General features: G+C 59.4%; 19 protein-coding genes. 7 read left to right on the top strand and 12 right to left on the bottom strand.

Translation table 11 applies throughout. From position 1 onward, the window contains the following. Positions 1–8: 8 nt before the first annotated feature. The 6 genes from MOV61_RS02800 to MOV61_RS02775 form a co-directional block, all read right to left on the bottom strand. Positions 9–875, bottom strand: coding sequence for a carbohydrate ABC transporter permease (locus tag MOV61_RS02800; protein WP_247034065.1), 867 nt, complete (start codon positions 873–875; stop codon positions 9–11). Positions 876–878: 3 nt separating this feature from the next. Further along, positions 879–1,949, bottom strand: a complete 1,071-nt coding sequence (locus MOV61_RS02795; RefSeq protein ID WP_247034066.1) for an ABC transporter ATP-binding protein — start codon at positions 1,947–1,949, stop codon at positions 879–881. 11 nt (positions 1,950–1,960) lie between these two features. After that, on the bottom strand, positions 1,961–3,031 hold the full coding sequence (locus tag MOV61_RS02790) for an ABC transporter ATP-binding protein (protein ID WP_247034067.1): 1,071 nt from the start codon (positions 3,029–3,031) through the stop codon (positions 1,961–1,963). A gap of 40 nt (positions 3,032–3,071) precedes the next feature. Beyond that, on the bottom strand, positions 3,072–4,586 hold the full coding sequence (glpD, locus tag MOV61_RS02785) for a glycerol-3-phosphate dehydrogenase (protein WP_247034068.1): 1,515 nt from the start codon (positions 4,584–4,586) through the stop codon (positions 3,072–3,074). Between the two features lie 101 nt (positions 4,587–4,687). After that, a complete protein-coding gene (locus MOV61_RS02780; RefSeq protein WP_247034069.1) occupies positions 4,688–5,470 on the bottom strand; it encodes a DeoR/GlpR family DNA-binding transcription regulator in 783 nt (260 codons plus the stop codon). A gap of 106 nt (positions 5,471–5,576) precedes the next feature. Continuing rightward, positions 5,577–6,455 carry an aldo/keto reductase family oxidoreductase gene (locus tag MOV61_RS02775; protein WP_247034070.1) on the bottom strand — a complete coding sequence of 293 codons (879 nt, stop codon included), beginning with the start codon at positions 6,453–6,455 and terminating at the stop codon, positions 5,577–5,579. 96 nt (positions 6,456–6,551) lie between these two features. On the opposite strand from MOV61_RS02775, the gene MOV61_RS02770 reads away from it, so the two are divergent. The 3 genes from MOV61_RS02770 to MOV61_RS02760 all read left to right on the top strand — a co-directional run bounded on the left by MOV61_RS02770 (position 6,552) and on the right by MOV61_RS02760 (position 10,546). After that, entirely contained in the window at positions 6,552–7,460 is a 909-nt protein-coding gene (locus MOV61_RS02770; protein ID WP_247034071.1) for a LysR family transcriptional regulator, read from the top strand. A gap of 141 nt (positions 7,461–7,601) precedes the next feature. Next, positions 7,602–8,177: a cysteine hydrolase family protein gene (locus tag MOV61_RS02765; protein WP_247034073.1), complete on the top strand. Its 576-nt coding sequence runs from the start codon at positions 7,602–7,604 to the stop codon at positions 8,175–8,177. Positions 8,178–8,422: 245 nt separating this feature from the next. Next, positions 8,423–10,546 carry an EAL domain-containing protein gene (locus tag MOV61_RS02760; RefSeq protein ID WP_247135446.1) on the top strand — a complete coding sequence of 708 codons (2,124 nt, stop codon included), beginning with the start codon at positions 8,423–8,425 and terminating at the stop codon, positions 10,544–10,546. A 25-nt stretch (positions 10,547–10,571) separates the two neighbouring features. Here MOV61_RS02760 and MOV61_RS02755 read toward each other — a convergent pair whose 3' ends face one another. From MOV61_RS02755 to MOV61_RS02730, 6 genes are all read right to left on the bottom strand, one after another. Continuing rightward, positions 10,572–12,194 (bottom strand): PAS domain-containing sensor histidine kinase, encoded by a 1,623-nt coding sequence (locus MOV61_RS02755; RefSeq protein WP_247135445.1) that lies wholly within the window; start codon positions 12,192–12,194, stop codon positions 10,572–10,574. A 181-nt stretch (positions 12,195–12,375) separates the two neighbouring features. Beyond that, on the bottom strand, positions 12,376–13,116 hold the full coding sequence (locus MOV61_RS02750) for a glycosyltransferase family 2 protein (protein ID WP_247135444.1): 741 nt from the start codon (positions 13,114–13,116) through the stop codon (positions 12,376–12,378). A gap of 310 nt (positions 13,117–13,426) precedes the next feature. Next, a complete protein-coding gene (locus MOV61_RS02745) occupies positions 13,427–13,864 on the bottom strand; it encodes a hypothetical protein (RefSeq protein WP_247135443.1) in 438 nt (145 codons plus the stop codon). 208 nt (positions 13,865–14,072) lie between these two features. Beyond that, the gene (locus tag MOV61_RS02740; RefSeq protein WP_247135442.1) at positions 14,073–15,641 is read right to left on the bottom strand and encodes a SpoVR family protein; all 1,569 of its coding nucleotides are present in this window, start codon (positions 15,639–15,641) and stop codon (positions 14,073–14,075) included. Then, positions 15,638–16,915 carry a YeaH/YhbH family protein gene (locus MOV61_RS02735; protein ID WP_247135441.1) on the bottom strand — a complete coding sequence of 426 codons (1,278 nt, stop codon included), beginning with the start codon at positions 16,913–16,915 and terminating at the stop codon, positions 15,638–15,640. Before MOV61_RS02735 ends, MOV61_RS02740 begins: the two co-directional genes overlap by 4 nt. Before the next feature lie 186 nt (positions 16,916–17,101). After that, positions 17,102–19,045: a PrkA family serine protein kinase gene (locus tag MOV61_RS02730; protein ID WP_038539656.1), complete on the bottom strand. Its 1,944-nt coding sequence runs from the start codon at positions 19,043–19,045 to the stop codon at positions 17,102–17,104. Positions 19,046–19,353: 308 nt separating this feature from the next. Between MOV61_RS02730 and MOV61_RS02725 the strand changes: the two genes are divergently transcribed. From MOV61_RS02725 to cheY1, 4 genes are all read left to right on the top strand, one after another. Next, on the top strand, positions 19,354–19,920 hold the full coding sequence (locus MOV61_RS02725; protein ID WP_247135440.1) for a DNA-3-methyladenine glycosylase: 567 nt from the start codon (positions 19,354–19,356) through the stop codon (positions 19,918–19,920). A gap of 464 nt (positions 19,921–20,384) precedes the next feature. Beyond that, positions 20,385–21,992: a globin-coupled sensor protein gene (locus tag MOV61_RS02720; RefSeq protein ID WP_247135439.1), complete on the top strand. Its 1,608-nt coding sequence runs from the start codon at positions 20,385–20,387 to the stop codon at positions 21,990–21,992. After that, positions 21,992–22,285: an STAS domain-containing protein gene (locus MOV61_RS02715; RefSeq protein WP_038539662.1), complete on the top strand. Its 294-nt coding sequence runs from the start codon at positions 21,992–21,994 to the stop codon at positions 22,283–22,285. Before MOV61_RS02720 ends, MOV61_RS02715 begins: the two co-directional genes overlap by 1 nt. Before the next feature lie 2 nt (positions 22,286–22,287). Next, positions 22,288–22,653: a chemotaxis response regulator CheY1 gene (gene cheY1 / locus MOV61_RS02710; protein ID WP_038539665.1), complete on the top strand. Its 366-nt coding sequence runs from the start codon at positions 22,288–22,290 to the stop codon at positions 22,651–22,653. Positions 22,654–22,660: the final 7 nt, after the last annotated feature.

Here is a 22,660-nt window from a genome sequence, read left to right as displayed (position 1 = left end):
TCCCTCCTTCAGGTGTCTGCGTCGCTGCTGGTCATCACAGTGTAGAATATCCATGACAGCAGCAGGATGATGAGGAAGTAGACGATCGACATGGCAGCGGCCGGCCCGAGGTCGAACTGCCCGACCGCCGTCTTGACGAGATCGATCGACAGGAAGGTCGTCGAGTTTCCCGGGCCGCCGCCGGTCACCACGAAAGGCTCCGTATAGATCATGAAACTATCCATGAAACGCAACAGGACGGCGATCAGCAGCACCCGCTTCATCTTCGGCAGCTGGATGTAGCGGAACACCGACCACCTGGATGCACCATCGATCTTGGCCGCCTGATAATAGGCGTCCGGAATGGAGACGAGGCCGGCGTAGCACAAGAGCACGACGAGGCTCGTCCAATGCCAGACGTCCATGACGATGACCGTGATCCAGGCATCGAGAGGATCGCGCACGTAATTGTAGTCCACACCGAGCGCCGCCAGCGTGTGGCCGAGGAGCCCGATATCGACGCGGCCGAAAACCTGCCAGATCGTGCCGACGACGTTCCACGGAATGAGAAGCGGAAGAGCCATCAGCACCAGGCAGACCGGAACGCCGATACCCTTCTTCGGCATGTTCAGGGCAATGAAGATGCCGAGCGGAATTTCGAGCGCAAGGATGATGAAGGAGAAAAGCAGATTGCGCTGCAGAGCTTCCCAGAAACGGGCAGAATGCAGGATTTGGTCGAACCAGTCGGTGCCGGCCCAGAAGAACGCGTTGTTGCCGAACGTATCCTGAACCGAATAATTCACCACGGTCATCAGCGGAATGGCTGCCGAAAAGGCGACGAGCAGGAGCACGGGAAGCACCAGAAACCAGGCCTTGTTGTTCCACGTCTTTTCCATGGTTCAGGCCTCCCTGCCAATGCGCCACGAATTGGCATAGATATTCAGCGCAGCGGGATCGAAGGTGACGCGAGGCTCAGCCGGAATCTCTGCATCCTCGGAAACGACAATCGCCATCGGTTGCCCCGCAAGGCTCGCGCGGACGATCCTGCGCCGGCCGATATCTTCGATGCGCGTTATCGTGACAGGCATTCCCTCCCGGCCGATGCGAATGAATTCTGGTCGAATGCCGAGCTCGACCCGGTCTCCAGCAGTAATCTTTGGTGCATGGTCGAGGGCGATTGTCTCACCACCGAGCGTGATCGTGCTGCCATGGACCTCGGCGGGCATCACGTTCATGCCGGGCGAGCCGATGAAATAACCAACGAACGTATGGCTCGGTCGCTCGAAGAGTTCGGCCGGCGTTCCGATCTGAACGATCTGCCCGTCGTACATCACGACAACTTTGTCCGCGAAGGTGAGCGCCTCCGTCTGATCATGGGTGACATAGACCATGGTGAAGCCGAATTGCTTGTGGAAGCGCTTCAACTGGGAGCGGAGCACCCATTTCATGTGCGGATCGATGACTGTCAGGGGTTCATCGAAAAGGATCGCGTTGACGTCGTTGCGGACGAGACCTCTTCCGAGCGAAATCTTTTGTTTCTGATCGGCCGTGAGCCGCTGGGCCTTGCGGTTCGACCAGTCGGAGAGATCGATGATGTCAAGCATCTCGCGGACGCGGCGATCGACATCCGGCTCGGCGATGCCTCGGTTGCGCAAGGGAAATGCCAGGTTGTCGTAAACGGTCATCGTGTCGTAGATTACCGGAAACTGGAAAACCTGGGCGATGTTGCGTTCCTGCGTGGAAAGATTGGTGACGTCGTTGCCATCGAACAGAATACGACCGTGGGACGGCTGCAGCAGGCCGGAAATGATGTTCAGCAGGGTGGTCTTGCCGCAGCCGGAGGGGCCGAGCAGGGCGTAGGCACCACCATCGGCCCATTCGTGATCGACTTCGCGCAGCGCGTAGGCCGCGTCGGATTTCGGATTGGGACCGTAGGCGTGGCGGATGTGATCGAGCGTGATGCGTGCCATGTTCCCCTCCTTCAAGCCGCCGCCGCGATGGCGCGGCCGTCTGTTCCGAAAGCCATCAGATGACGGGTATCCAGGAAGAGCTCGATTTCGGTATCCGGGTCGATGTCGTGGATGCCGGGAGCGAGCATGACCCAGCGCACGCCATTATAGTGCATGTGCACGAAGCTTTCGGAGCCGGTGATTTCCGAGATCTGCGTTTGAGCCTTGAGCCTCGCTGCGTTGCCTGTCTGCGCCGTGAGCCCCAGGTGATGGGGATGAAAGGCGATCGTCACCGGGCCGTCCGGCACACTGGAGAGATGCGACGGCACGGCAAGGCTGTCTGTTCCCTGATACTGGAATGAGCCGCCGGACTTGATCACATCGATGAAGTTAAGTGGGGGATCGGCAAATGTCTTGGCAGTCACGAGGTCTGCCGGGCGACGATAGACCTCGATCGTCGGCCCGAACTGCGTGATCCGTCCTTCCGAGAGTGTCGCCGTATTGCCGCCGAGCAGCAAGGCTTCGGAGGGTTCGGTCGTCGCATAAACGAAGATGGCACCGGATTGCGCGAAGATCTTCGGTAATTCCTCACGCAATTCTTCGCGAAGCTTGTAGTCGAGATTGGCCAATGGCTCGTCCATCAGCACCAGGCTGGCATTCTTGACGAGGGCGCGGGCAAGCGCCGTCCGCTGCTGCTGCCCACCCGAAAGATTGAGCGGCGTCCGATCGAGATAAGGCGTCAATCTCAGCAGTTCCGCCGCCTTGCGGACTTCGCGGTCGATCGTCGTTGCGTCCTTGCCTGCAATCCGCATTGGCGAAGCGATGTTTTCGTAAACGGTCAGGGCCGGATAATTGATGAACTGCTGATAGACCATCGCGACATTGCGCTTTTGCACCGCAATCCCGGTGACGTCGACGCCGTCGAAATACACGGAGCCGCTGGTGGGACGGTCCAGCCCGGCCATCAATCGCATGAGTGACGTCTTGCCCGACAGCGTCGGGCCAAGCAATACGTTCAGCGAGCCGCGATCCAGTGCAAGATTGGTCGGATGAATATGATATTCACCACCCACCATCTTGGCGACGTTGCGCATTTCCAGCATTCGAGTTCCCGTGCCTCCTCACACCGGGAACACATGCCGCTTATCCGGCCATTTTTGCCGGTATAGCGGCCATGTACTCCTCCAGATACTCTTTCTCAGTTTCGCTCAGCCGCAAACCGTCTTTGGTTCTCCTCCAGAGCACGTCCTGCGCACTCATGGCCCATTCCCGGTCGATAAGATATTTGACCTCCGCTTCGTAGAGATCGCCGCCGAAGTGGTGGCCAAGATCCTCCATCTTGGCCGCCCTGTCGAGGATCATCCCGGCGCGGGTTCCATACCGGCGCACCAGTCGCCGCGCATGCCGTTCCTCCAGAAATGGATAGCGTGCCTTGAGTTTCGCTACTTCTTCCTCGTAACCCTGGGCCTCAAAATCGCCGCCCGGCAGGTGGCTCTTCGCCGTCCAGGGCCGGCCTTTTGCTCCGATCGCTTCGGCGATCTTCTCGAGCGCATGTTCCGAAAGCCGGCGATAGGTGGTCAGCTTGCCGCCGAACACGTTGAGCAACGGCGCGCCCTGGGTGTCGTCGAGCTTCAGCACATAGTCGCGCGTTGCTTCCTGCGCCTTTGAGGCGCCGTCGTCGAAAAGCGGGCGAACCGCCGAATAGGTCCAGACGATGTCTGCCGGCCGCACCGGCTCCCGAAAATACTCGCTCGCTGCATTGCAGAGATAGGTCGTCTCCTCTTCGGAGATTTTCACGTCTCTCGGATTGCCGGAATAGTCCCGGTCGGTGGTGCCGATAAGGGTGAAGTCGTTTTCGTAAGGGATCGCGAAAATGATGCGATTGTCCCGGTTCTGAAAGAAATAGGCCCGGGATCCTTCGAACTTCTTTTTCACCACGATATGGCTGCCCTGGACAAGGCGGACATGACGGGCGTCATTGTCGCCGAGCGCTTCGCGGATTACCTGATCCACCCACGGACCTGCGGCATTCACCAGCATGCGGGCCTTGTAGGTCTCTGTCCTTCCCGTGCGGGCGCCGACGGTCTCGATCATCCAGAGGCCGCCTTCCCGACGGGCGGCAACCACGCGGGTGCGCGGCAGGATCAAAGCGCCGCGATCGGCCGCATCCCGAGCGTTCAGCACCACCATCCGGGCATCGTCGACCCAGCCGTCGGAATATTCGAATGCCTTGGTAAAAAGCGGCTTCAGAGGCTTTCCGGCCGGATCGGTACGCATGTCGAGCACGGCCGTCGGCGGCAGCAGCTTTCGACCGCCGAGATGATCGTAGAGAAACAGGCCGAGCCGGATCAGCCAAGCCGGGCGGATACCGCCCTTGTGGTATGGTAGGACGAAGCGCAGCGGCCAGATGATGTGCGGTGCCATCGCCCAGAGGGTTTCGCGCTCCATCAGCGATTCCCGCACCAGCCTGAATTCGTAATGTTCGAGATAACGCAGGCCGCCATGGATGAGTTTGGTGGCGCCGGAGGAGGTGCCCGAGGCAAAATCGTCCATCTCCGCAAGTGCCACGGAATAACCGCGCCCGGCCGCATCACGTGCAATGCCGCAACCGTTGATGCCGCCGCCGATCACGAAGATGTCGTGGATTTCCTCGCCCATCATTCCCCTCGCTGAACCGAAATGGACAGCAATCCACAAACGTTGTGAACCTAAAGTGGATTAAATCGAAAATATTCCGAATGTCAAATGAAACCCCGGGGCTATAAATCCAATTCCTCGTCTTTCGAAGTTTCCACGAGGGCCACACCGTTCACGAGGCATACATCTCGGATCGACGGCGAAGGGCAACGGTCGGTGATAAAGGTTTGAACCTGCGAGATCTGTCCGATGCGCACGGGTGCGGTGCGCTCGAATTTTGTCGAGTCGGCGACCAGGATCACGTGTCTGGCATTGGCGATGATTGCCTGGGCAACCTTCACTTCGCGAAAATCATAATCGAGAAGGGCACCATCCGGATCGATCGCCGAAACGCCGATAATCGCATAGTCGACCTTGAACTGGCGAATGAAGTCGACTGCGGCTTCACCTACAATGCCACCGTCTGACTGACGAACGACACCACCGGCAATGACCACCTCGATTTCGTCCAGAAGGCGCAACCTGTTGGCAACGTTGATGTTGTTGGTGATCACCATCAGTTCTCGATGATTGACCAGCGCCTCGCTGACCGCCTCCGTGGTGGTGCCGATATTGATGAAGAGCGAGGCGTTGTCCGGAATGAGATTGGCGGCGGCGACGCCGATCGCCTGCTTTTCCGCCGCCGCGATCTGCCGGCGCGCGTCGTAACGGACATTCTCATTGCTGCGGGGAAGGGTGGCGCCGCCGTGGATACGGGTCAGAATTTGCTTATCGCATAGATCATTCAGATCTTTGCGGATCGTCTGCGAGGTTACCGAAAACGTTGCTGCCAAGTCGTCGACGAGGACCCGACCCGCAGTTTTCGCGCGTTCGACAATCTTCGCCTGGCGGTCCGTAATAAACATCCGACCCCTCCGTTTCGCTTTTCTTTCACTTCTAACGAAAGCGCGCGTGAAGGCAAAGGCCGTAGACCGATTTTTCGGGGTCGGATGCGAGTGCGGTCTGAAGTCTTCAGTCGGCGCGGGCGCCGGATACGCCTTCGAGTTCCGTCATCACGGCGTCCGACAGCTGCAGTTCAGCCGCGGCGAGATTTTCACGCAGGTGGGCCACGGACGAGGTTCCCGGGATGAGCAGGATATTCGGTGCCCGACGCAGCAACCAGGCAAGTGCGACCTGCATCGGCGTCGCGCCCAGGCGCTGGGCAACGTCCGACAGGATCGACGACTGGAGCGGGCTGAAGCCTCCGAGCGGGAAGAACGGCACATAGGCGATACCATCGCGAGCGAGATCGTCGATCATGGCATCGTCTTGCCGATGGGCGAGATTATACTGGTTCTGCACACAGACGATCTTGGCGATCCGCTGACCCTCGGCTACCTGCGTCGGCGTCACGTTGCTGAGCCCGATATGGCGAACAAGCCCCTTGCGCTGCAGTTCGGCCAGAGCCGTCAGGGGCGCTTCGATCGAGCCTTCTGCCGGGCCGTGGACATCGAACATGATACGCAGGTTGACGACGTCCATGGCGTCGAGACCAAGATTGCGCAGGTTGTCGTGGACGGCCTGAGTCAGCTGGTCGGCTGAAAATGCCGGGTTCCATGAACCGTCATCCCCGCGCACGGCGCCGATTTTGGTCACGATCACCAGGTCATCGGGATACGGATGAAGCGCCTCCCGGATGATTTGATTGGTCACATGCGGACCGTAAAAATCGCTGGTATCGATATGATCGACCCCAGCCGCAACCGCTTCGCGCAATACCGCCACTGCTGCGTCGTGATCTTTCGGCGGCCCGAACACACCCTTGCCCGCAAGCTGCATGGCGCCGTAGCCGAGCCGTTTCACGTTGCGGTCGCCGAGGATAAATGTGCCTGCCTGATCAATATTCGACATGGGAATATCTCCTGTTCAAGATGATGTGGATATAGGCCTTGAGAGGCCGCACGAAAATCCGCTACAATCGGCACAGGCCGTGCGGAATTTCGAACGATGAAAATCGACCTAGGTGATCTGAATGCTTTTGTGGCGGTGGCGCGCGCTGGTGGGTTTCGCGAGGGCGCGCGTGCCACAGGCAGCAGCGCATCAGGATTGAGCGAGGCGGTGCGGCGGGTCGAGGCGCAACTGGGGGTGCGGCTCCTCAATCGCACGACACGCAGCGTGGTGCCGACGGAGGCAGGGGCAGGTCTCCTGGCTCGGCTGACCCCGGCGCTTACCGAGGTCGACGCTGCCCTCGACGTCATTAACAGGTTTCGCGACAAGCCTGCCGGCGCGTTGCGTCTCAATGTACCGGTCAGCGCCGCCCGATTGGTGCTCCCGGCGATCATCCCGGCGTTCCTCGCGGCCTATCCCGACATACGGCTCGAAATCGTCGCCGATGACAATTTCGTCGACGTGCTGGCTGCCGGATGCGACGCCGGCATCCGCTACGACGAGCGGTTGGAGCAGGACATGATTGCGGTGCCGATCGGTCCGCGGCTGCAGCGCTTCGCGGCCGCGGCATCCCCGGCATATCTCGATCGCCATGGCCGCCCCGATCATCCCCGCGATCTGCTTGGCCATGCCTGTATCCGCGGGCGTTTTACGAGCGGCGCAATGATGCTGTGGGAATTCGAGCGGGACGGCGAAGTGGTGCGGGTCGATCCGACAGGACCGCTGATCGTGCAGGTGGGTGCGGCAACCGATCTTGCCGTCGATGCAGCGATTGCCGGCGCCGGTGTCATATCGCTGTTCGAGGACTGGCTGCGGCCCCATCTCGACAACGGCTCACTCGAACCCGTGCTCGAGCCATGGTGGCAGCAATTCTCCGGTCCATTTCTCTATTACCCCGGCCGGCGGCTCGTACCAGCGCCGCTGCGGGCCTTCATCGATTTCGTTAAGGTTTCGTCCAGCCAACGGTGACGAGCGCGAAGCGCGTATTTAGCGTCAATCGCAGGACATTTCCGATATCGAATCTCCATTCGCCGGCATCAAATCCTGCTGTCCGTCGCCGACCGGAACCACGTTCCAGATCGGGCGTTGAGGAGGCGCGCGGAGAATGAAATGGCTGGCAATTGGATTCATCTTTGCATCGACATGCAGCGGATGTTCGCTGAAGACACCCCATGGCACGTGCCCTGGATGCGCGAGGTATCGCCGCAGATCCAGGAACTATCCGGCCGCCATCCCGAGAATACCATCTTTACCAGGTTCGTGACGCCGACGCGCCCCGAAACGATGGAGGGGATGTGGCGTGTGTATTATGAAAAGTGGCGGATGATGACGCGCGAGCATCTCGATCCGGGCCTTGTCGACCTGATCCCCTCGTTGAAGCTCTTTGTCCCTCCTGCGGGCATATTTGACAAGATGACTTATTCTCCCTGGGTAAGCGGAGAGTTGCACCGAATGCTGCTGAAGAAGCGTATCGAAACCGTGGTCCTGACCGGTGGCGAGACCGACGTTTGCGTCCTCGCCACAGCGCTTGGCGCCATCGATCTTGGGTACCGCGTGGTCGTGCTGAAGGATGCCGTCTGCAGCGGAGCCGACGACACACATGATGCGTCGCTCGAACTTCTGGGAGACCGCTTCTCCGTTCAGCTGCGCATAGCAACCACCGAACAATTCCTGCGAGAGCTGTAGAGTGCTGGTGCGCCTTGGGAATGTTCGTAGGATGAGAGTTCGCTCTGCGGAACTCCCTCCTGCCATGCCGAGCGGCCTGCCCCATTTCATTACCCGGGGTGAGTTCTCTGTCGAGAGATTAACGAGGTGTTGACTAAGTGCTTTAGCGATTTTTAATATTCGTACATGCTATTGGATCCGTGCAGCGCAATGCGGACATGACGTCTTCTGCAGCCTTGGGCAATTCAATAAAGCTGGGATCTGTCATGCTCGCACGCCGACCGAAGGAGAGCCGTGAAGGCTACTCCGTTTTCATTGCCACCTCGCTACTCCTTCTTGTCGCCGTGATCCTTGGCGGCATGGGTGCTCATGTCGTTGACCGCATGCGCAGTTCTGCAAATGCGCTCGATGACAACAGAGCCATATTGGCGGCAGAGGCTGCCGTCTCGTCCTTCAAGGGGAAACTTGCAGCAACGGTGCGGGACAATGCCGTTTGGGATGAGGCCTACGAGGCGATAACGCAAGGGGATCGCGACACTTGGACTTATGAGAATTGGGGCAAGACCAGCGCGGACTACGCGCTCTATGACGGGGTCGTGCTGACAGCCCCGGCAGGCGGTAAGAGCATCGCCTATCTTAAAGCCAATATAATAGATCCGAACGAATATCTTGGTGCAAAATTTCGTGGGCAAACGGAATCAGCCGCTCGGCCCGGCATGGACCCTACCGTCAACTTCTTCAGAAACGGCGACGATATCATTGCAGTGGCGTCGGAGGCGGTTCAGCCGTTCGGATCGAAGGTTGAGGATTCGCAGTACTATGTCCTCAGCTTCTTCAAGACCCTGACTTCCGAAGTCGTGGCTGAAATGGCCAAGGATCATCAGCTCCCGGAACTCCACATAACCTACGGTCCGGCGGGTGATCTCCTGAATTTGCCGCTCATGGATGTCGATGGAGTTGAAGTCGTGCGTTTGGCTTGGCCAAGCGCCGCTCCCGGGAATACGATTTTCGATGCGGTGCGCCCCTTTATTGCCGCAGCGATTGCCATCCTTGGCGTTTATTTGGTGGGCGTTCTGTATGCAGGCTGGTCAGAAACGCGTCGCTTGAAGAGTTTGGCCGATCGCGCCCGGCATGAGGCCACGCACGATAGTCTCAGCGGTCTCTTGAACAGGCTCGGTCTGATCGAGGGACTGGACCGGCTGATGCAGGCTAACAAGAGCCAGATGCTGGTTTTGCACCTCATCGATCTCGACGGCTTCAAGGCCGTCAACGATGCCTGGGGGCATGCGATCGGCGATCAGCTGATCAGGCTGGTGGCAGAAGCCCTGCGTGATATTCATCCCGACGCCGCTGGTGTCGCGCGATTGGGCGGCGATGAATTCGCTCTTATCCAGCTGGGCTCCACCAACCTCGCCGAGCTTGACGATGAACTTCTTGAACGTCTCAAAAAGCCGTTTTTCATCGAAGGCCGCACGATCGAAATCGGGGCGAGCATCGGGGTTGCTTCCCGTGACGACGCGGAGGATGCGCACGAACTCCTTCGTCGGGCGGACATGGCCCTTTATGAAGCGAAGGAAACGGGCAGGGGATGCGCGGTCACCTATCATCCGGATCTTGACCGCCAGCGCGAGAAGATCGCGGCGTTGGAAAGTGAGCTTCGGCGCGCACTTCAGAAGGATGAGATCCAGCCGGTCTTCCAGCCCCTGGCTTCGGCTGCCTCCGGAGACATCACAGGCGTGGAGGCGCTGGCAAGATGGAGGCGCGCCGAAGGAGCAATCGGCCCGGACGCCTTCATACCGCTGGCGGAGAAATGTGGATTGATCGATATCCTGGGCCTCCAGATGCTTCGAAAGTCCATCGTGGCGTCGAAGGCGTGGGCTCCGCTTTCCTTGTCGGTCAATGTCTCTCCGATCCAGCTGTGCAACCCGAACTTTGCGGGGGACGTGCTCGCCGTTCTGGAAGAGGAAGGGTTTGACCCTTCCCGACTGACACTGGAGATCACCGAAGCGGTTCTGATGTCGAACCCTGAGCAGGCGCGGCGCTCCATCACCGCCCTGAAATCGGCCGGCATCCGTTTTGCCCTCGATGATTTTGGCGCAGGTTATGCCAGTATCGGCACGCTACGTGAATTCGGCTTCGACCGAATGAAGATCGATCGCTCCCTGGTCCAAGCCATGGATGACGGCAGCACCGGCCGGAACGTCCTGACGGCCACGATCTCCCTGGCTATGGCGCTCGGAATTCCGGTCACGGCGGAAGGCATCGAATCCGCCGATCAGGCGGACGCCCTTCGAGTTGCCGGTTGCGATCAGCTGCAAGGCTACCTGGTGGGCAGACCCATGGGACGGGACGAACTTGTATCCTGGCTCGCTTCATCGATTGCCGCGTAAAGGGCTCTTCCCGTGACGCGAAGCCCTACGCCGACTGCTGTTGCCTGACTTCTTCGAACGGCAGATCGACCGTGAAGGTCGTGCCTCGGCCCAGAATGCTCCGGACCGAGATCGACCCTCCGTGCAATTCGACAATTTCCTTGACGATATTGAGACCGATCCCCGTTCCCGCGATTCCGGTGGCGCTGCGGGCACGAAAATAAGGTTCGAACAGTTTCGGCAGGTCGTCGGCATCCATGCCGATGCCGGAGTCGGTGACGCCGACAACAACTCGCCCGCCGTCCGTCCATCCGCTGACATGAATGTTGGAACCGGCGGGTGAATATTTGACCGCGTTCGACAAGAGATTGGAAAAGACCCGCTCTATTGCGTCCCTGTCGATCATCTGCAGCGCTGGAATTGCATCCAGATTGTGGCTGATCGTGTGGCTTTTGCTGAGCTCGGCTCGGCTTGCGATGCATTGACGAAGTACAGCGCTGAGCGAACTGGCTTGTTTGTTGATGGCAATGGTCCCGGTCTCCAACCGCCCGGCGGCGAGGATGCTTTCCATCAGCTCGACCATGCGGGCGACTGCGCCCTTGATCTGCAAGGCCTTGCCTTCCAGGAACTGTGGAGTCACAGCCATCTTTGTCCGCGTAAGCCGCTGAGCCGCTCCGTCGATCACGGCCAAAGGCGTCCTGAACTCGTGCGATATCATCCCGACGAAACGGCGCTGCAGCGCATTGATACCCCGTTCGTGCTGGAGAAGTCGGTCCAGCTCGATATTCTTTTCCTGAACTTCCGCCGTTCGGTCCAGAACGATCTTTTCGAGTTCGTCTCGATGCTGGCGCAGTCTCCGCTCGCTGGACTGAAGCGCCTTGAGGGCGAGTTGCCGGTCATGGACGTCCTCAAGGAGCCCATACCAGCGGACGACCCCGCCGTTGCCGTCGAAACGAGCTGCCGCGCGGTTCCGATACCACCGATATCGCCCTCTCGCTGTCCCGATCCTGTAGATCATGTCGAACGGTGCGCCGGTCTTGACCGAGGACTCCCATTTGGCAATGACCTCAGGCAGGTCCTTCGGGTGCAAGGTCTTCTCCCATCCGCGCCCCAGGGCTTCGCCGACTTCCCGTCCGGAGGCGTTCTGCCACCCTGGGCCGACCTCGACGACATTCCCCAGCGCATCGGCTAACCACGGTGTCTGGGGATGCAGCTCAATGAGAGAGCGATAATGTTCCTCACTTGCCCGCAGGACCTTCTCGGCATGGCGGAGCTCCGTAATGTCGGAAATAACGACAATCAGAACCGGCTTCTTCCCCGCAGCCGTTGGTACGAAGGACCGCCGCTTGTGCGTCAGAAGCGTCCGGGCCGAACCATCCGGACCGGTGACATTCTCCTCGAACAGCCGCTCCTCACCGGTCGCCAGCACGCCCGCATCCATCTCTCGGATCCGTTCGGCTTCGCCTGCAGGCAAGAAGTCACGGTCGGTGCGGCCAAGTATGTCGCCGAGGCCGACGCCGAACATCCCGCACGCCTTGCTGTTGAGAAACAGGAAGCGTGACTCTTCGTCCTTGATGATCGTGGGTCTCGGGGCGCCTTCGAAAAGGTCTTCCAAAAGTTCGCGATGAGATGTGTGCAGATCAGGTCCGATGGCGGAGTCTTGGTTCATTCGCAAGGGTCCAGATCTACTCGCGTAATTTGATCGGTGCCTAATGTACAATCGGAGCGTTACCGAATGCTGAAACCAAGGGGGGCTGTTTTAGCCGAAGAGAAATCGAAGAGAGACCTGAATATGGCGGTTTTTCACCCATGCCGAATTGCTGAGGATGTGCTTGTCGTGGGCCCCAAAATCATTCCTCGACCCAATAGGAAGTCGTATTCTCGATAACTTTTTTGATCTTGCGGTTGTCTCTCCATTCTCGTCCGGTGTCCCGGATGACCGGTGTCTGCCGGGGAGAAAAAATATAGTTCTTATGCGGCGCCGCCAACCGCTCCAGTTCTGCGTTGACGCCGGAATAGAATTGTTTTTCCGGATCTCGCGAGGCGTCCATCAGGCCGGAAGCCTGCCGGGCGAAAGAACCGCGAAGAATGGAAGGTGACGTCGTGAATTTCGGAAAAGTCCGAAACAGCGGGATTTTAATGCCGAGAAACCGTGCATATTCGTTTCTCTCGTGAAGATGGCCGTCTTTCGCGATGCTCCAGTTCTGGTCAGCCGTGTGAAAGGATACCTGCATTACGGCGGGATCTGCAAACGGGGCAAAAATCTCCTCGCCGAGATCCGTCAGCGCGATCCAGTCGTCTTCGAGGTGGAATACGTAATCCGACTGCGTATTGGACCAGAGACGCTTGACCGCAGCGCCAAATCCAGGCTCGCTGGGTCTAAAGAAGGAAGCGGACGGAAGGTAGTTCGAGACGACCCGCAGGCACTCGGCCTCATCCTCTTCGGTTCCGAAGATCGGATCCATGTTGACGAGGACATTCGAGACGGAGAAATGAGCAAAGCAGCGCTTTGAAAAACTTTCCAATGTCTGCTCAAGCAAATCCGGCCTTCTGCCGGCAACGATGCACAAATCCAGACTAAAATTCGCCAACGCAGCATATCCCACTGAAACCGGAGCTCTTTAGAGTTCGGTCCAAATACCATAGTGGCGGCAAGGTCGCCACCTTCTGGGAACATGCAGTCCTCTCGCCCACAATGGTGTGGGTTACGACGTAAACTTTTCTCGCCGCGCGTGGTCGCAGCGGTCAAAATGGACCTGCAAAGGGCGCACCGGGCCGCTTCGATCTTTCAAGACGCGGCGTCAACCATCGGCCGTTCCCGCAACGGCAAGCGGCAACGCCAAGGCATCGGGCAATCGCCCGGCAAGGCGCAGTCTGATCGTGTTCTACGAAGCGACGGGGCTACCTTCTGAAGAAAGAAGCCAAGTATGCAAGGGGGCCGCTGGATCTGCGGGTGGCGATGGACCGCACCTGATGGGCGACTGTGCTTGCGCTCACATGCGCTCCGAAGTGGCAGAAGCAGACCAGTTTGTGGATCTGTCGGTCTGACAGTTCAAAAAACCGCCTGGCTTCCCCATAGGTGTCGTCTCTCATCCCCGCGGCGCGCAGCACGGGATCCCCGAACGCGACAGCAAGCGCCGTCCCGTCGCCGCGCATGGCGGCCCTTATTTCATCCGGCTGGTATTCGGTTTCCCGAAATGTCGAAAGGGATCGGTCGGGGTTGAGCTCAAGAATTTCGGCCCACCGTTCGAGCCGCTCGCTGCTGGACATCTGGAAGTCGGGATAGCTGCGGTTTATCCTAGCGATAGTCTTCAGCTGATCGACTGCACGTTGCTCCATTACGGCCTCCTATTTGAACAAAATAGATGCCCGTCGCCCAGACGTTATTTTGATCCTGACCGCTTTTGATGTCCAATCACGATTGTCCATCGGCAGGAACTCCGGCCGCTCCTGTAATCAAAGTTGATGAGCGGGGATCAACGTCGCCATGGCGTCCTGCCAGGCTTGGAGTTGCCGGATCGACAGAGACCTGCCTCGTGCGCTGTCGTCAGGAGAAAAGGTCACCCTTATGAAGGATTTCGCGGGGATGGGCGGCATGTTCCTTCACCACCTTCTCGGCGCTGTCGATTTCCTGCAGCATGACGTCGTATCCCCACAGATCCGCCAGATGTTGCAGAACCTGCCGGGTCTCGCTGTCCTCGAGAACCCAGTCGTTCGGCGCCCGGTGCTGCAGGAGAAGGCGGCGGTCGCCGGCGAGATCGACATCGATGATGTCGATCCTCGGATCGGTCCAGCCGATATCGTATTCGCGCGCCAGCTGGCGGCGGACGCGCTTGTAGCCGCGCTCGTCGTGGATCGCCGAAACCAGGATCCCTTCGCTCATCTGCGGATCGTCGTAGAGCTGGAAAAGGCGCCACTTGCGGATCAGGTGCGGGCTCAGGAACTGGCTGATAAAGCTCTCGTCGCGGTAGTCGGCCCAGATGCCGCGCAGGACCTGCATCGGATCTCCGCGGCCGGCGATATCCGGGAACCATTCGCGATCCTCGTCGGTAGGCTTGGTCACGATCCGCTCGATATCCTGCATCATGGCGAAGCCGATGGCATAGGGATTGAAGCCGGAGAAACGCCGATCGTCATAGGTCGGCTGGAACACGACATTGGTATGTGATTTCAGGAATTCGAAATAGTTGCCGTCGCTGATCTGCCCGCGGTCGTGCAGCCTTTCCATGATCTGGTAATGGACATAGGTCGCCGTCCCCTCGTTCATCACCTTGGTCTGGCGCTGCGGATGGAAATATTGTGCGACGTGGCGGACGATGCGCAGGATTTCCCGTTGCCATGGTTGCAGCCGGGGCGAGGACTTTTCCAGGAAGTAGAGCAGATTGTCCTGCGGCAGGCCGAGCGCTGCGCGCCGTCTTTCGAGATCGACATCGGCCGCATCGCGTTTGCGGCCCGTCGGCACCGTGCGCCAGAGATCGTTGAACATCTGTTCTTCATGGGCGCGCCGTTCCAGCTGGCGTTTTTCCTCCTGGCGCAGGTCGAGCCTCGTCTTGCCGGCATAACGGTGTACGCCATGCGACATCAGAGCATGGGCCGCGTCGAGGGTCCGCTCGACGGCTGTTTCGCCGTAACGTTCTTCGCAGCGGGCGATATAGCTCTTGGCGAAATCGAGATAGTCGAGAATGCCCTCGGCATCCGTCCAGAGCTTGAAGAGATAGTTGTTCTTGAAGAAATGGTTATGGCCGAAAGCCGCATGGGCGATCACCAGGGTCTGCATCGTCGCGGTGTTCTCCTCCATCAGGTAGGAGATGCAGGGCGACGAGTTGATGACGATCTCATAGGCGAGATCCCGCATGCCGCGGCGGTAGAAGGCTTCGTGATGGGCGAAATGTTTGCCGAACGACCAGTGCCGGTAAAACAGCGGCATGCCCGTCGACGAATAGGCATCCAGCATCTGTTCGGCGGTGATCACCTCGATCTGGTTCGGATAGACGTCGAGCCCGAGTTCCCCGATCGCGATTTCCTCGCAGGCATCGTGGATGCGCTGGAGCGTCGTGAAATCCCAGTCCGCGCCTTCGAAGAGCAGTCGATCCTTCTGCATAGCCGCCTGAGTCATGGCATCGCCTTCGTCTGTGTCGAACGCTTCTGGAAGAGATCGTGGAAGACCGGAAAAATCTCGTTCTTGCGGCAGACCTTGCGCATCGCAAGCGTTGCCGAACCGGACCGGATGCTTTCATAAAGGCGCCAGAGAGGGGAATTCGATACCGAGGAATCGCCACCCTCTTCATCGACCTCAATATAAGCGAAGTACTGGCAGAGCGGCAAAATCTCGTGTCTCAGCAGATGGCCGGCCGGAGCTTCGTCCCGATAGGAGTTGTCGCCATCCGAGGCCTGCGCGGCATAGATGTTCCATTCGGTGGGGTCGAAGCGTGAAGCGATAATGGAGCGCATCGCCGCAAGCGCGCTCGATACCAGCGTGCCGCCGGTCGCCTGACCGTAGAAGAAGGTCTCCTCGTCGACCTCCTCGGCCTTCTCGGTGTGGCGGATGAAGACGATCTCGACCTTCTCGTAACGCTGCGAGAGGAACAGATAGAGCAGCAGGTAGAAGCGCTTGGCCAGATCCTTCATGTGCTCCGACATCGATCCGGAGACGTCCATCAGGCAGAACATCACCGCCTTAGCAACCGGCTTCGGCTCGTTGTCGAAACGACGATAGCGAACGTCGAGCGGATCGACATAGGGAATGCGCCGAATCCTGTCCGTCAGCGACTTGAGTTCCGCCTCCAGCGACAGGCGCGTCTCCTCGTTCTCAGATTCGTCGATCTGGCGCTGCAGCGCCTCGATCTCGGCAGGCTTGGGGCGCTTGAGAGCGATGCGTCGCATCATCGCGAGCCGCGTCGTCCGGTCGATGGAGAGATTGGAAGGGGAGCCCGAAATGGAGTAGCCGGCCCGCACTGGGCTCATCTCCTCGGTCTCGCTGAGCCGTCGCTTGGCGAGTTCGGGCAGTTCGAGGTCATCCAGAAAAACCGAGAGGAATTCTTCGCGCGTCAGAACGAAGCGGAAGCCGTCTTCACCATCGCCCTGGCCGGCCTCCTTGGGTCTGCCGCCACCCTGGCCGGGTGGGCGGGGAATGATATCACCTTCGACGAAGGCCCGGTTGCCGGGCAGGACATGATCCGTAATCCCGCCTTCGGCCCGGCGAAAACTCGGCTCGCCCATGCCGCCGATCGGGAGGCTGACTTCGCCGCCATCGAGTACATCACGGATACTGCGGCTTTGCAGGGATCGCCTGACTGCTTGCTGCACGGCGTCCTTTGCGCGCCGCAGAAACCGCTGTCGATTTTCCAAACTTTTACCGCGCGGGTTCAGCCGCCGGTCGATGATGTGCATGTTGGCTCCTGCATGAGCATTAGGGTCTGTACTCAACTAGGTTTCGGACGCCGCACAACCCAGTATGCCACAATCCTACGTCCTGTCGTCACACACAATGATGGAGATGACGTCCACCTTTGTGTGTTTAAGGAACTGAACGGTTTTCTTGCATGCTGCGTTCCAAATCCTAATTGAGTACAGACGCTAACCTGCCTGTTTGACCCGCATGTACCACTCCACCAGACGGCGAACCTGTCTTTCGGTGTAGCCGCGCCCCGTCATGCGCGACACGAACTCGCTGTGTTTCTTTTCTGTTTCGCCGTCCTTCTTCGACCCGAAGGAGATCACCGGCAGGAGATCCTCCACCTGGGAGAACATTCTTTTCTCGATCACTTCCCGGATCTTCTCGTAGCTCGCCCAGGACGGGTTCTTGCCGCCGTTATTGGCGCGCGAGCGCAGGCAGAACTTGACGATCTCGTTGCGGAAATCCTTCGGATTGGCGATTCCCGCCGGCTTTTCGATCTTGGTCAATTCCTGGTTCAGGAGTTCGCGATCGAGAAGCTGCCCGGTGTCCGGATCCTTGAAGTCGACGTCCTCGATCCAGGCGTCGGCATAGTCGACGTAACGATCGAAAAGATTCTGGCCATAATCCGAATAGGATTCCAGATAGGCCTTCTGGATCTCGTTGCCGATGAACTCCGCGTACCGAGGAGCAAGGTCTGCCTTGATGAACTCGATATACCGCTTTTCGGTTTCCTCCTGAAACTGTTCGCGGCGGATGGCCTGTTCCAGCACATACATCAGGTGAACCGGATCGGCGCCGATATCCGTCGTATCGTGATTGAAGGTCGAAGCTAGAACCTTAAAGGCAAAACGTGTCGATATTCCGTCCATGCCTTCGTCGACGCCGGCCGCGTCCCGATATTCCTGAACACTGCGGGCGCGCGGATCGGTTTCCTTGAGGCTCTCGCCGTCATAGGCACGCATCTTGGAGAAGAAGGTCGAATTCTCGTGCTTGCGTAGCCGCGAGAGCACGGAAAACCGGGCCAGCATCTCAAGTGTCGCCGGCGCGCAGGAGGCATCCGCAAGCTCCGAACCTTCGATCAGCTTTTCATAGATATGCTGTTCTTCCGTCACCCGCAGGCAATAAGGAACCTTGATGACGCAGATGCGGTCGATGAACGCCTCGTTGTTCTTGTTCGCCTTGAAGCTCTGCCATTCCGCCTCGTTCGAGTGGGCAAGGATGACGCCGGAGAAAGGGATGGCGCCGATATTCTCGGTGCCCATGTAATTGCCTTCCTGCGTCGCCGTCAGCAGCGGATGCAGCATCTTGATCGGCGCTTTGAACATCTCGACGAATTCGAGCACGCCCTGGTTGGCGCGGTTGAGCCCGCCGGAATAGCTGTAGGCATCCGAGTCGTTCTGGGAATAGTTTTCGAGCTTGCGAATGTCGACCTTGCCGACCAGCGACGAGACGTCCTGATTGTTCTCGTCGCCCGGTTCGGTCTTGGCGATCCCGATCTGGCGAAGCCGCGAGGGCTGCAGCCGCACCACCCGGAAACGAGTTATGTCGCCTCCGAATTCGTCGAGCCGCTTCAGGCACCAGGGGCTCATCAGCCCGCTAAGACGCCGGGTCGGAACGCCGTATTGCTCAAGCAGCATCGGCCCCATGGCAACCGGATCGAAGAGGTTGAGCGGGCTTTCGAAAACCGGACTGATATCGTCGCCGGCCTTCAGCACGTAGATCGGATTGGCTTCCATCAGCAGCTTCAGCCGCTCGGCAAGCGACGACTTGCCGCCACCGACCGGACCGAGCAGGTAGAGGATCTGCTTTCGCTCCTCGAGCCCCTGCGCGGCATGCCGGAAGAAGGAAACGATCCGCTCGATCGTCTCTTCCATGCCGAAGAAACCGGAGAAAGCCGGATAGGCCCGGATGGTGCGGTTCATGAAGATCCGGCCGAGCCTGGCATCCTTGGCCGTGTCGACCATCTGCGGCTCGCCGATCGCCGCCAGCAGCCGCTCGGCGGCGTTGGCATAGGCCATCGGATCTTTTTTACAAATCGCCAGATACTCGGCGACAGACATATCTGTCTCGCGCCGCGCTTCGTAGTTCCTGGTGAAGGCATCGAACAAGGATTCACTCGGCATAGGCTACTCCAGTCAGGGTTGCGCTACTGCTCGACTGCCGCAAAGATTGAAAACGCTGCGGCAATCTATTGAGAATCAAGATGTTTCTAAACCTAATACGACACCCGGAGCGTTTTCATGGCAATGCACAAAAATGTGCGTCCACAAATCCGTGCTGACTTGGCAAACAGCAAGTCGGGGCCTGTTGCATCCCCACCACAACGTCTGCGCAACGCTTCGGGTCTTCCGGAAAGTCGCGTCGTCGGCGGGGAAGACAAGCCCTGCTTCGCCGTCTATGGATGCAACCGGCAGCGAGACGGGCGTTTCTTATGGACCAGCAGTTTTTCGATAGAGGCTCCGTAGAGGTGGCGCGTGATCTGATCGGCGTCGAACTCGATGTCTCCGGCGCAGGCGGCGTGATCGTCGAGACGGAAGCTTATGAGCCGGACGAGCCGGCCTCCCACAGTTTTCGCGGGCCCACGCAGAGAAACGCGGTGATGTTCGGGCCGCCGGGACACGCTTATGTCTACCGTTCCTACGGCATTCACTGGTGTCTGAATTTTGTCTGCCGGCCCGGTAGCGCCGTGCTGATCAGGGCGTTGCAGCCGGTCAGGGGCCTTCAGGAAATGGAGAAAAGGCGCGGTCTTGCCGATCCGCTGCTCCTCTGCTCCGGTCCGGGCCGCCTCTGCCAGGCGCTCGGCATCACCATCGAGCACAACGGCCTGCCGCTGTTTGCGCCACCGTTCGAGTTCACGTTGCCGAAAACACCACCCCTGATCGTCACCGGTCGGCGGATCGGCATCTCCCAGGCCATCGATCTGCCCTGGCGTTTCGGTCTTTCCGGCTCGCTGCATGTCAGCAAGAAGTTCACCGGCAAGGGTGGCATGGCGCTTTGAGTTAAAGCTTATCCGTTGCAGCCGCTCGCCGATATGGGAGACAAGGCGGGTTGGCCGACGTTCAAGCGGCCAATTGAGAAAAACCGTAACCACCGAGCAATGCCGAAGCGAATACCCTGATAGCGGGTAATATGCGCCTGCCTGAAGCAAAACAGGCATGCTTCTACCTTCCATTAACCTTCAGGCAAGGAATTAACCATACATATTAGAGACCACGGCGAAATGGGATGACTGCGGTCCCCCACCAGGCATGAAGCCGCAAAGCCGTACCGGTCCAATCCGGTATCCGCTCATGAAAATCCAGCAAAGCCCGTGGTGACCGCGTTGCCCATGCCCGACGGATATCGATCCGGTTTGGCCAGCATCCCCCGTTCATCCAGGCGCTGGCTGACAGCAGCTTGCATGCCGCTGATCCTCTCCGGGGATTGGCTTGAATAATTTTGGGGACGGTTTTGGTGCAGGAAATGCCATCGGATCAGGCGCGACGTGGCCAGGCAGGCAGCCTGGGCGAGAGACTGGCATTTGCCGGCCTCGACGGCGAACTGCGCGATCTGCTGCGCCGCTGCCGCCCGCAGCTCGACCGGCATCTGAAGACCGGCCTGCGCGATCTCTTCCACCGCTTTCAATCCTTTCCGGAAGCCGCCCGCAATTTCGAGAGCGAGCAGCAGATCGAACGGCTGCACGACCTGCAGGCCTCCCATTGGGGCGTGTTGACCGATGCCCGCTTCGACGCGCTTTATGCCGAGCGAGTGAAGGTTCTGTCCGATGCCGAGAGCCGGATGGGCCTCGACCCGCGCTGGCACGTCGCCGGCCACGCGGTCATGCTCGAACATCTGATCGCCGGCGCGATCGTCGACCTTGCTCCGAAGTCGCTGCTGCCGGGCGGCCGTAAACGGGAGCAGGAATTGCTCGATCTCGTCGGCGCGATCACCCGCCTTGTCATGGTCGATGTCGAGATCGCCGTCTCGCTCCGCTTCAACGAACAGCGCCAGAAGCACCAGCGCGCGCTCGCCGAGCAGCGCGAAGCCGATCATGCGCAGGCGATCGAAACTTTTACCGACGTCATCACGGCACTCGCCGACCGCGATCTGACGGCAGGTCTTGCCGACGACGTGCCGGATGCCTATCGCGAACTCGCCGATCTGCTCAATCAGGCAGTCGCCGGCATGCGCTCGTCGGTCGAGACGGTCGATGGCCATGGCCAGAAGGCCGGGGCGCTGACGCAGGCCCTCACTGAGGGCACTCGCTCCTTTGCCGCCGCTTCGGAAGAACAGTCCACCCGCCTCAGGGAGGCGGCACGCGTGCTCCTCGACGTAACCGCCAGGGTTAAGGGCAGCGCTGCCGAGACGGCCGCCGCCGAAAAGGCCGCCGCCGAGACGCGTCGTTCGGTTGAGGCAAGCGGCGAGGTTGTCGGTCGCGCGATCAACGCCATGGCGGATATCGAATCCTCGGCTGAAAAGATCGGTGAGATCATCGGCGTCATCGACGACATCGCGTTCCAGACCAATCTGCTGGCGCTGAACGCCGGTATCGAAGCGGCCCGTGCCGGGGAGACCGGCCGCGGATTTGCCGTCGTTGCCCAGGAAGTGCGCGCGCTCGCCCAGCGCTCCGCCGACGCAGCACGCGAGATCAAGACGCTCGTCAACGGCACCAAGGCCCAGGTGGATGCCGGGGTCGACATGGTTCACCGCACCCAGGACGCGATCGGCGGCATCGTTCGCCAGGTGTCCGACATCAACGACGCGATCGCCGGTATTGCCCGCGACACCGGCGAACAGGCCGTCGGCCTCGACCGGTTGACCGCCGAGATCGGTTCGGTCAGCGAACACGTCGCCTCGAACGCCAGCCTCGCGTTCCGCGCGGGCGAGGGCGCCGACGAACTCCATACCGTTATCCTGGAACTCGGCCGCACGGTCCGCGAGTTCCGGATCGAGCGGCAGAACCGCTATGCGGATGCGCGCCGACCTGCAGCTCCAAGACCTCAGCCGACTTTGGTCCCGATCGCGCCGATGGCGACTGAGCGGGCGGATGACGGCGAATACCTCTTTCAGAAACGACAAGGAATAAGCTGATGGCAGCAAAGAAGGCTGGAGCTGGAAGTTTGAAGCTGGCCGCAGTGTTGGACCTCAACGAGGCCTCGAACCTGCATGGCAAGCTGGTCTCCATGCGGGGCAGCGATCTCAAGATCGACGCCTCGGGCGTCGAGCGGGTCGGTGTCCAGTGCGCCCAGGTTCTGGTCGCCGGCGTCAAGGCTTGGGAAGAAGACAAGAAGTCCTTTCTCGTCGAGAAGGCTTCGGATGCATTTCAGAAGACGATGCAACTCATCGGCATTAATAACGAAAATTTGGTTGCTAAGGAGATCTAGCAATGAAGAAGAAAGTACTGACCGTGGATGACTCACGGACGATCCGGAACATGCTTCTGGTGACCCTGAATAACGCAGGCTTTGAGACAATTCAGGCGGAAGACGGCATTGAGGGCCTCGAAGTCCTCGAGGGCTGCAATCCGGACGTCATCGTCACGGATATCAACATGCCGCGCCTCGATGGCTTCGGTTTCATCGAAGGTGTTCGCCGCAACGAAAAATATCGCGCCGTTCCGATCCTCGTCCTGACGACGGAAAGCGATGCCGAGAAGAAGAACCGGGCCCGGCAGGCCGGCGCGACTGGCTGGATCGTCAAGCCCTTCGATCCTGCCAAACTGATTGATGCGATCGAGCGTGTAACCGCCTGAGCCAGGA

Origin of the sequence: Neorhizobium sp. BETTINA12A, assembly GCF_023006485.1 — a bacterium.
In the GTDB taxonomy this organism is placed as follows: domain Bacteria; phylum Pseudomonadota; class Alphaproteobacteria; order Rhizobiales; family Rhizobiaceae; genus Neorhizobium.
This window is presented reverse-complemented; position numbering and strand designations above follow the sequence as displayed.

Coding starts and splice junctions, on each gene's coding strand:
- MOV61_RS02800 (WP_247034065.1), bottom strand. CDS start 875: ATGGAAAAGACGTGGAACAACAAGGCCTGGTTTCTGGTGCTTCCCGTG.
- MOV61_RS02795 (WP_247034066.1), bottom strand. CDS start 1,949: ATGGCACGCATCACGCTCGATCACATCCGCCACGCCTACGGTCCCAAT.
- MOV61_RS02790 (WP_247034067.1), bottom strand. CDS start 3,031: ATGCTGGAAATGCGCAACGTCGCCAAGATGGTGGGTGGTGAATATCAT.
- glpD (WP_247034068.1), bottom strand. CDS start 4,586: ATGGGCGAGGAAATCCACGACATCTTCGTGATCGGCGGCGGCATCAAC.
- MOV61_RS02780 (WP_247034069.1), bottom strand. CDS start 5,470: ATGTTTATTACGGACCGCCAGGCGAAGATTGTCGAACGCGCGAAAACT.
- MOV61_RS02775 (WP_247034070.1), bottom strand. CDS start 6,455: ATGTCGAATATTGATCAGGCAGGCACATTTATCCTCGGCGACCGCAAC.
- MOV61_RS02770 (WP_247034071.1), top strand. CDS start 6,552: ATGAAAATCGACCTAGGTGATCTGAATGCTTTTGTGGCGGTGGCGCGC.
- MOV61_RS02765 (WP_247034073.1), top strand. CDS start 7,602: ATGGCTGGCAATTGGATTCATCTTTGCATCGACATGCAGCGGATGTTC.
- MOV61_RS02760 (WP_247135446.1), top strand. CDS start 8,423: ATGCTCGCACGCCGACCGAAGGAGAGCCGTGAAGGCTACTCCGTTTTC.
- MOV61_RS02755 (WP_247135445.1), bottom strand. CDS start 12,194: ATGAACCAAGACTCCGCCATCGGACCTGATCTGCACACATCTCATCGC.
- MOV61_RS02745 (WP_247135443.1), bottom strand. CDS start 13,864: ATGGAGCAACGTGCAGTCGATCAGCTGAAGACTATCGCTAGGATAAAC.
- MOV61_RS02740 (WP_247135442.1), bottom strand. CDS start 15,641: ATGACTCAGGCGGCTATGCAGAAGGATCGACTGCTCTTCGAAGGCGCG.
- MOV61_RS02735 (WP_247135441.1), bottom strand. CDS start 16,915: ATGCACATCATCGACCGGCGGCTGAACCCGCGCGGTAAAAGTTTGGAA.
- MOV61_RS02730 (WP_038539656.1), bottom strand. CDS start 19,045: ATGCCGAGTGAATCCTTGTTCGATGCCTTCACCAGGAACTACGAAGCG.
- MOV61_RS02725 (WP_247135440.1), top strand. CDS start 19,354: ATGGACCAGCAGTTTTTCGATAGAGGCTCCGTAGAGGTGGCGCGTGAT.
- MOV61_RS02720 (WP_247135439.1), top strand. CDS start 20,385: ATGCCATCGGATCAGGCGCGACGTGGCCAGGCAGGCAGCCTGGGCGAG.
- MOV61_RS02715 (WP_038539662.1), top strand. CDS start 21,992: ATGGCAGCAAAGAAGGCTGGAGCTGGAAGTTTGAAGCTGGCCGCAGTG.
- cheY1 (WP_038539665.1), top strand. CDS start 22,288: ATGAAGAAGAAAGTACTGACCGTGGATGACTCACGGACGATCCGGAAC.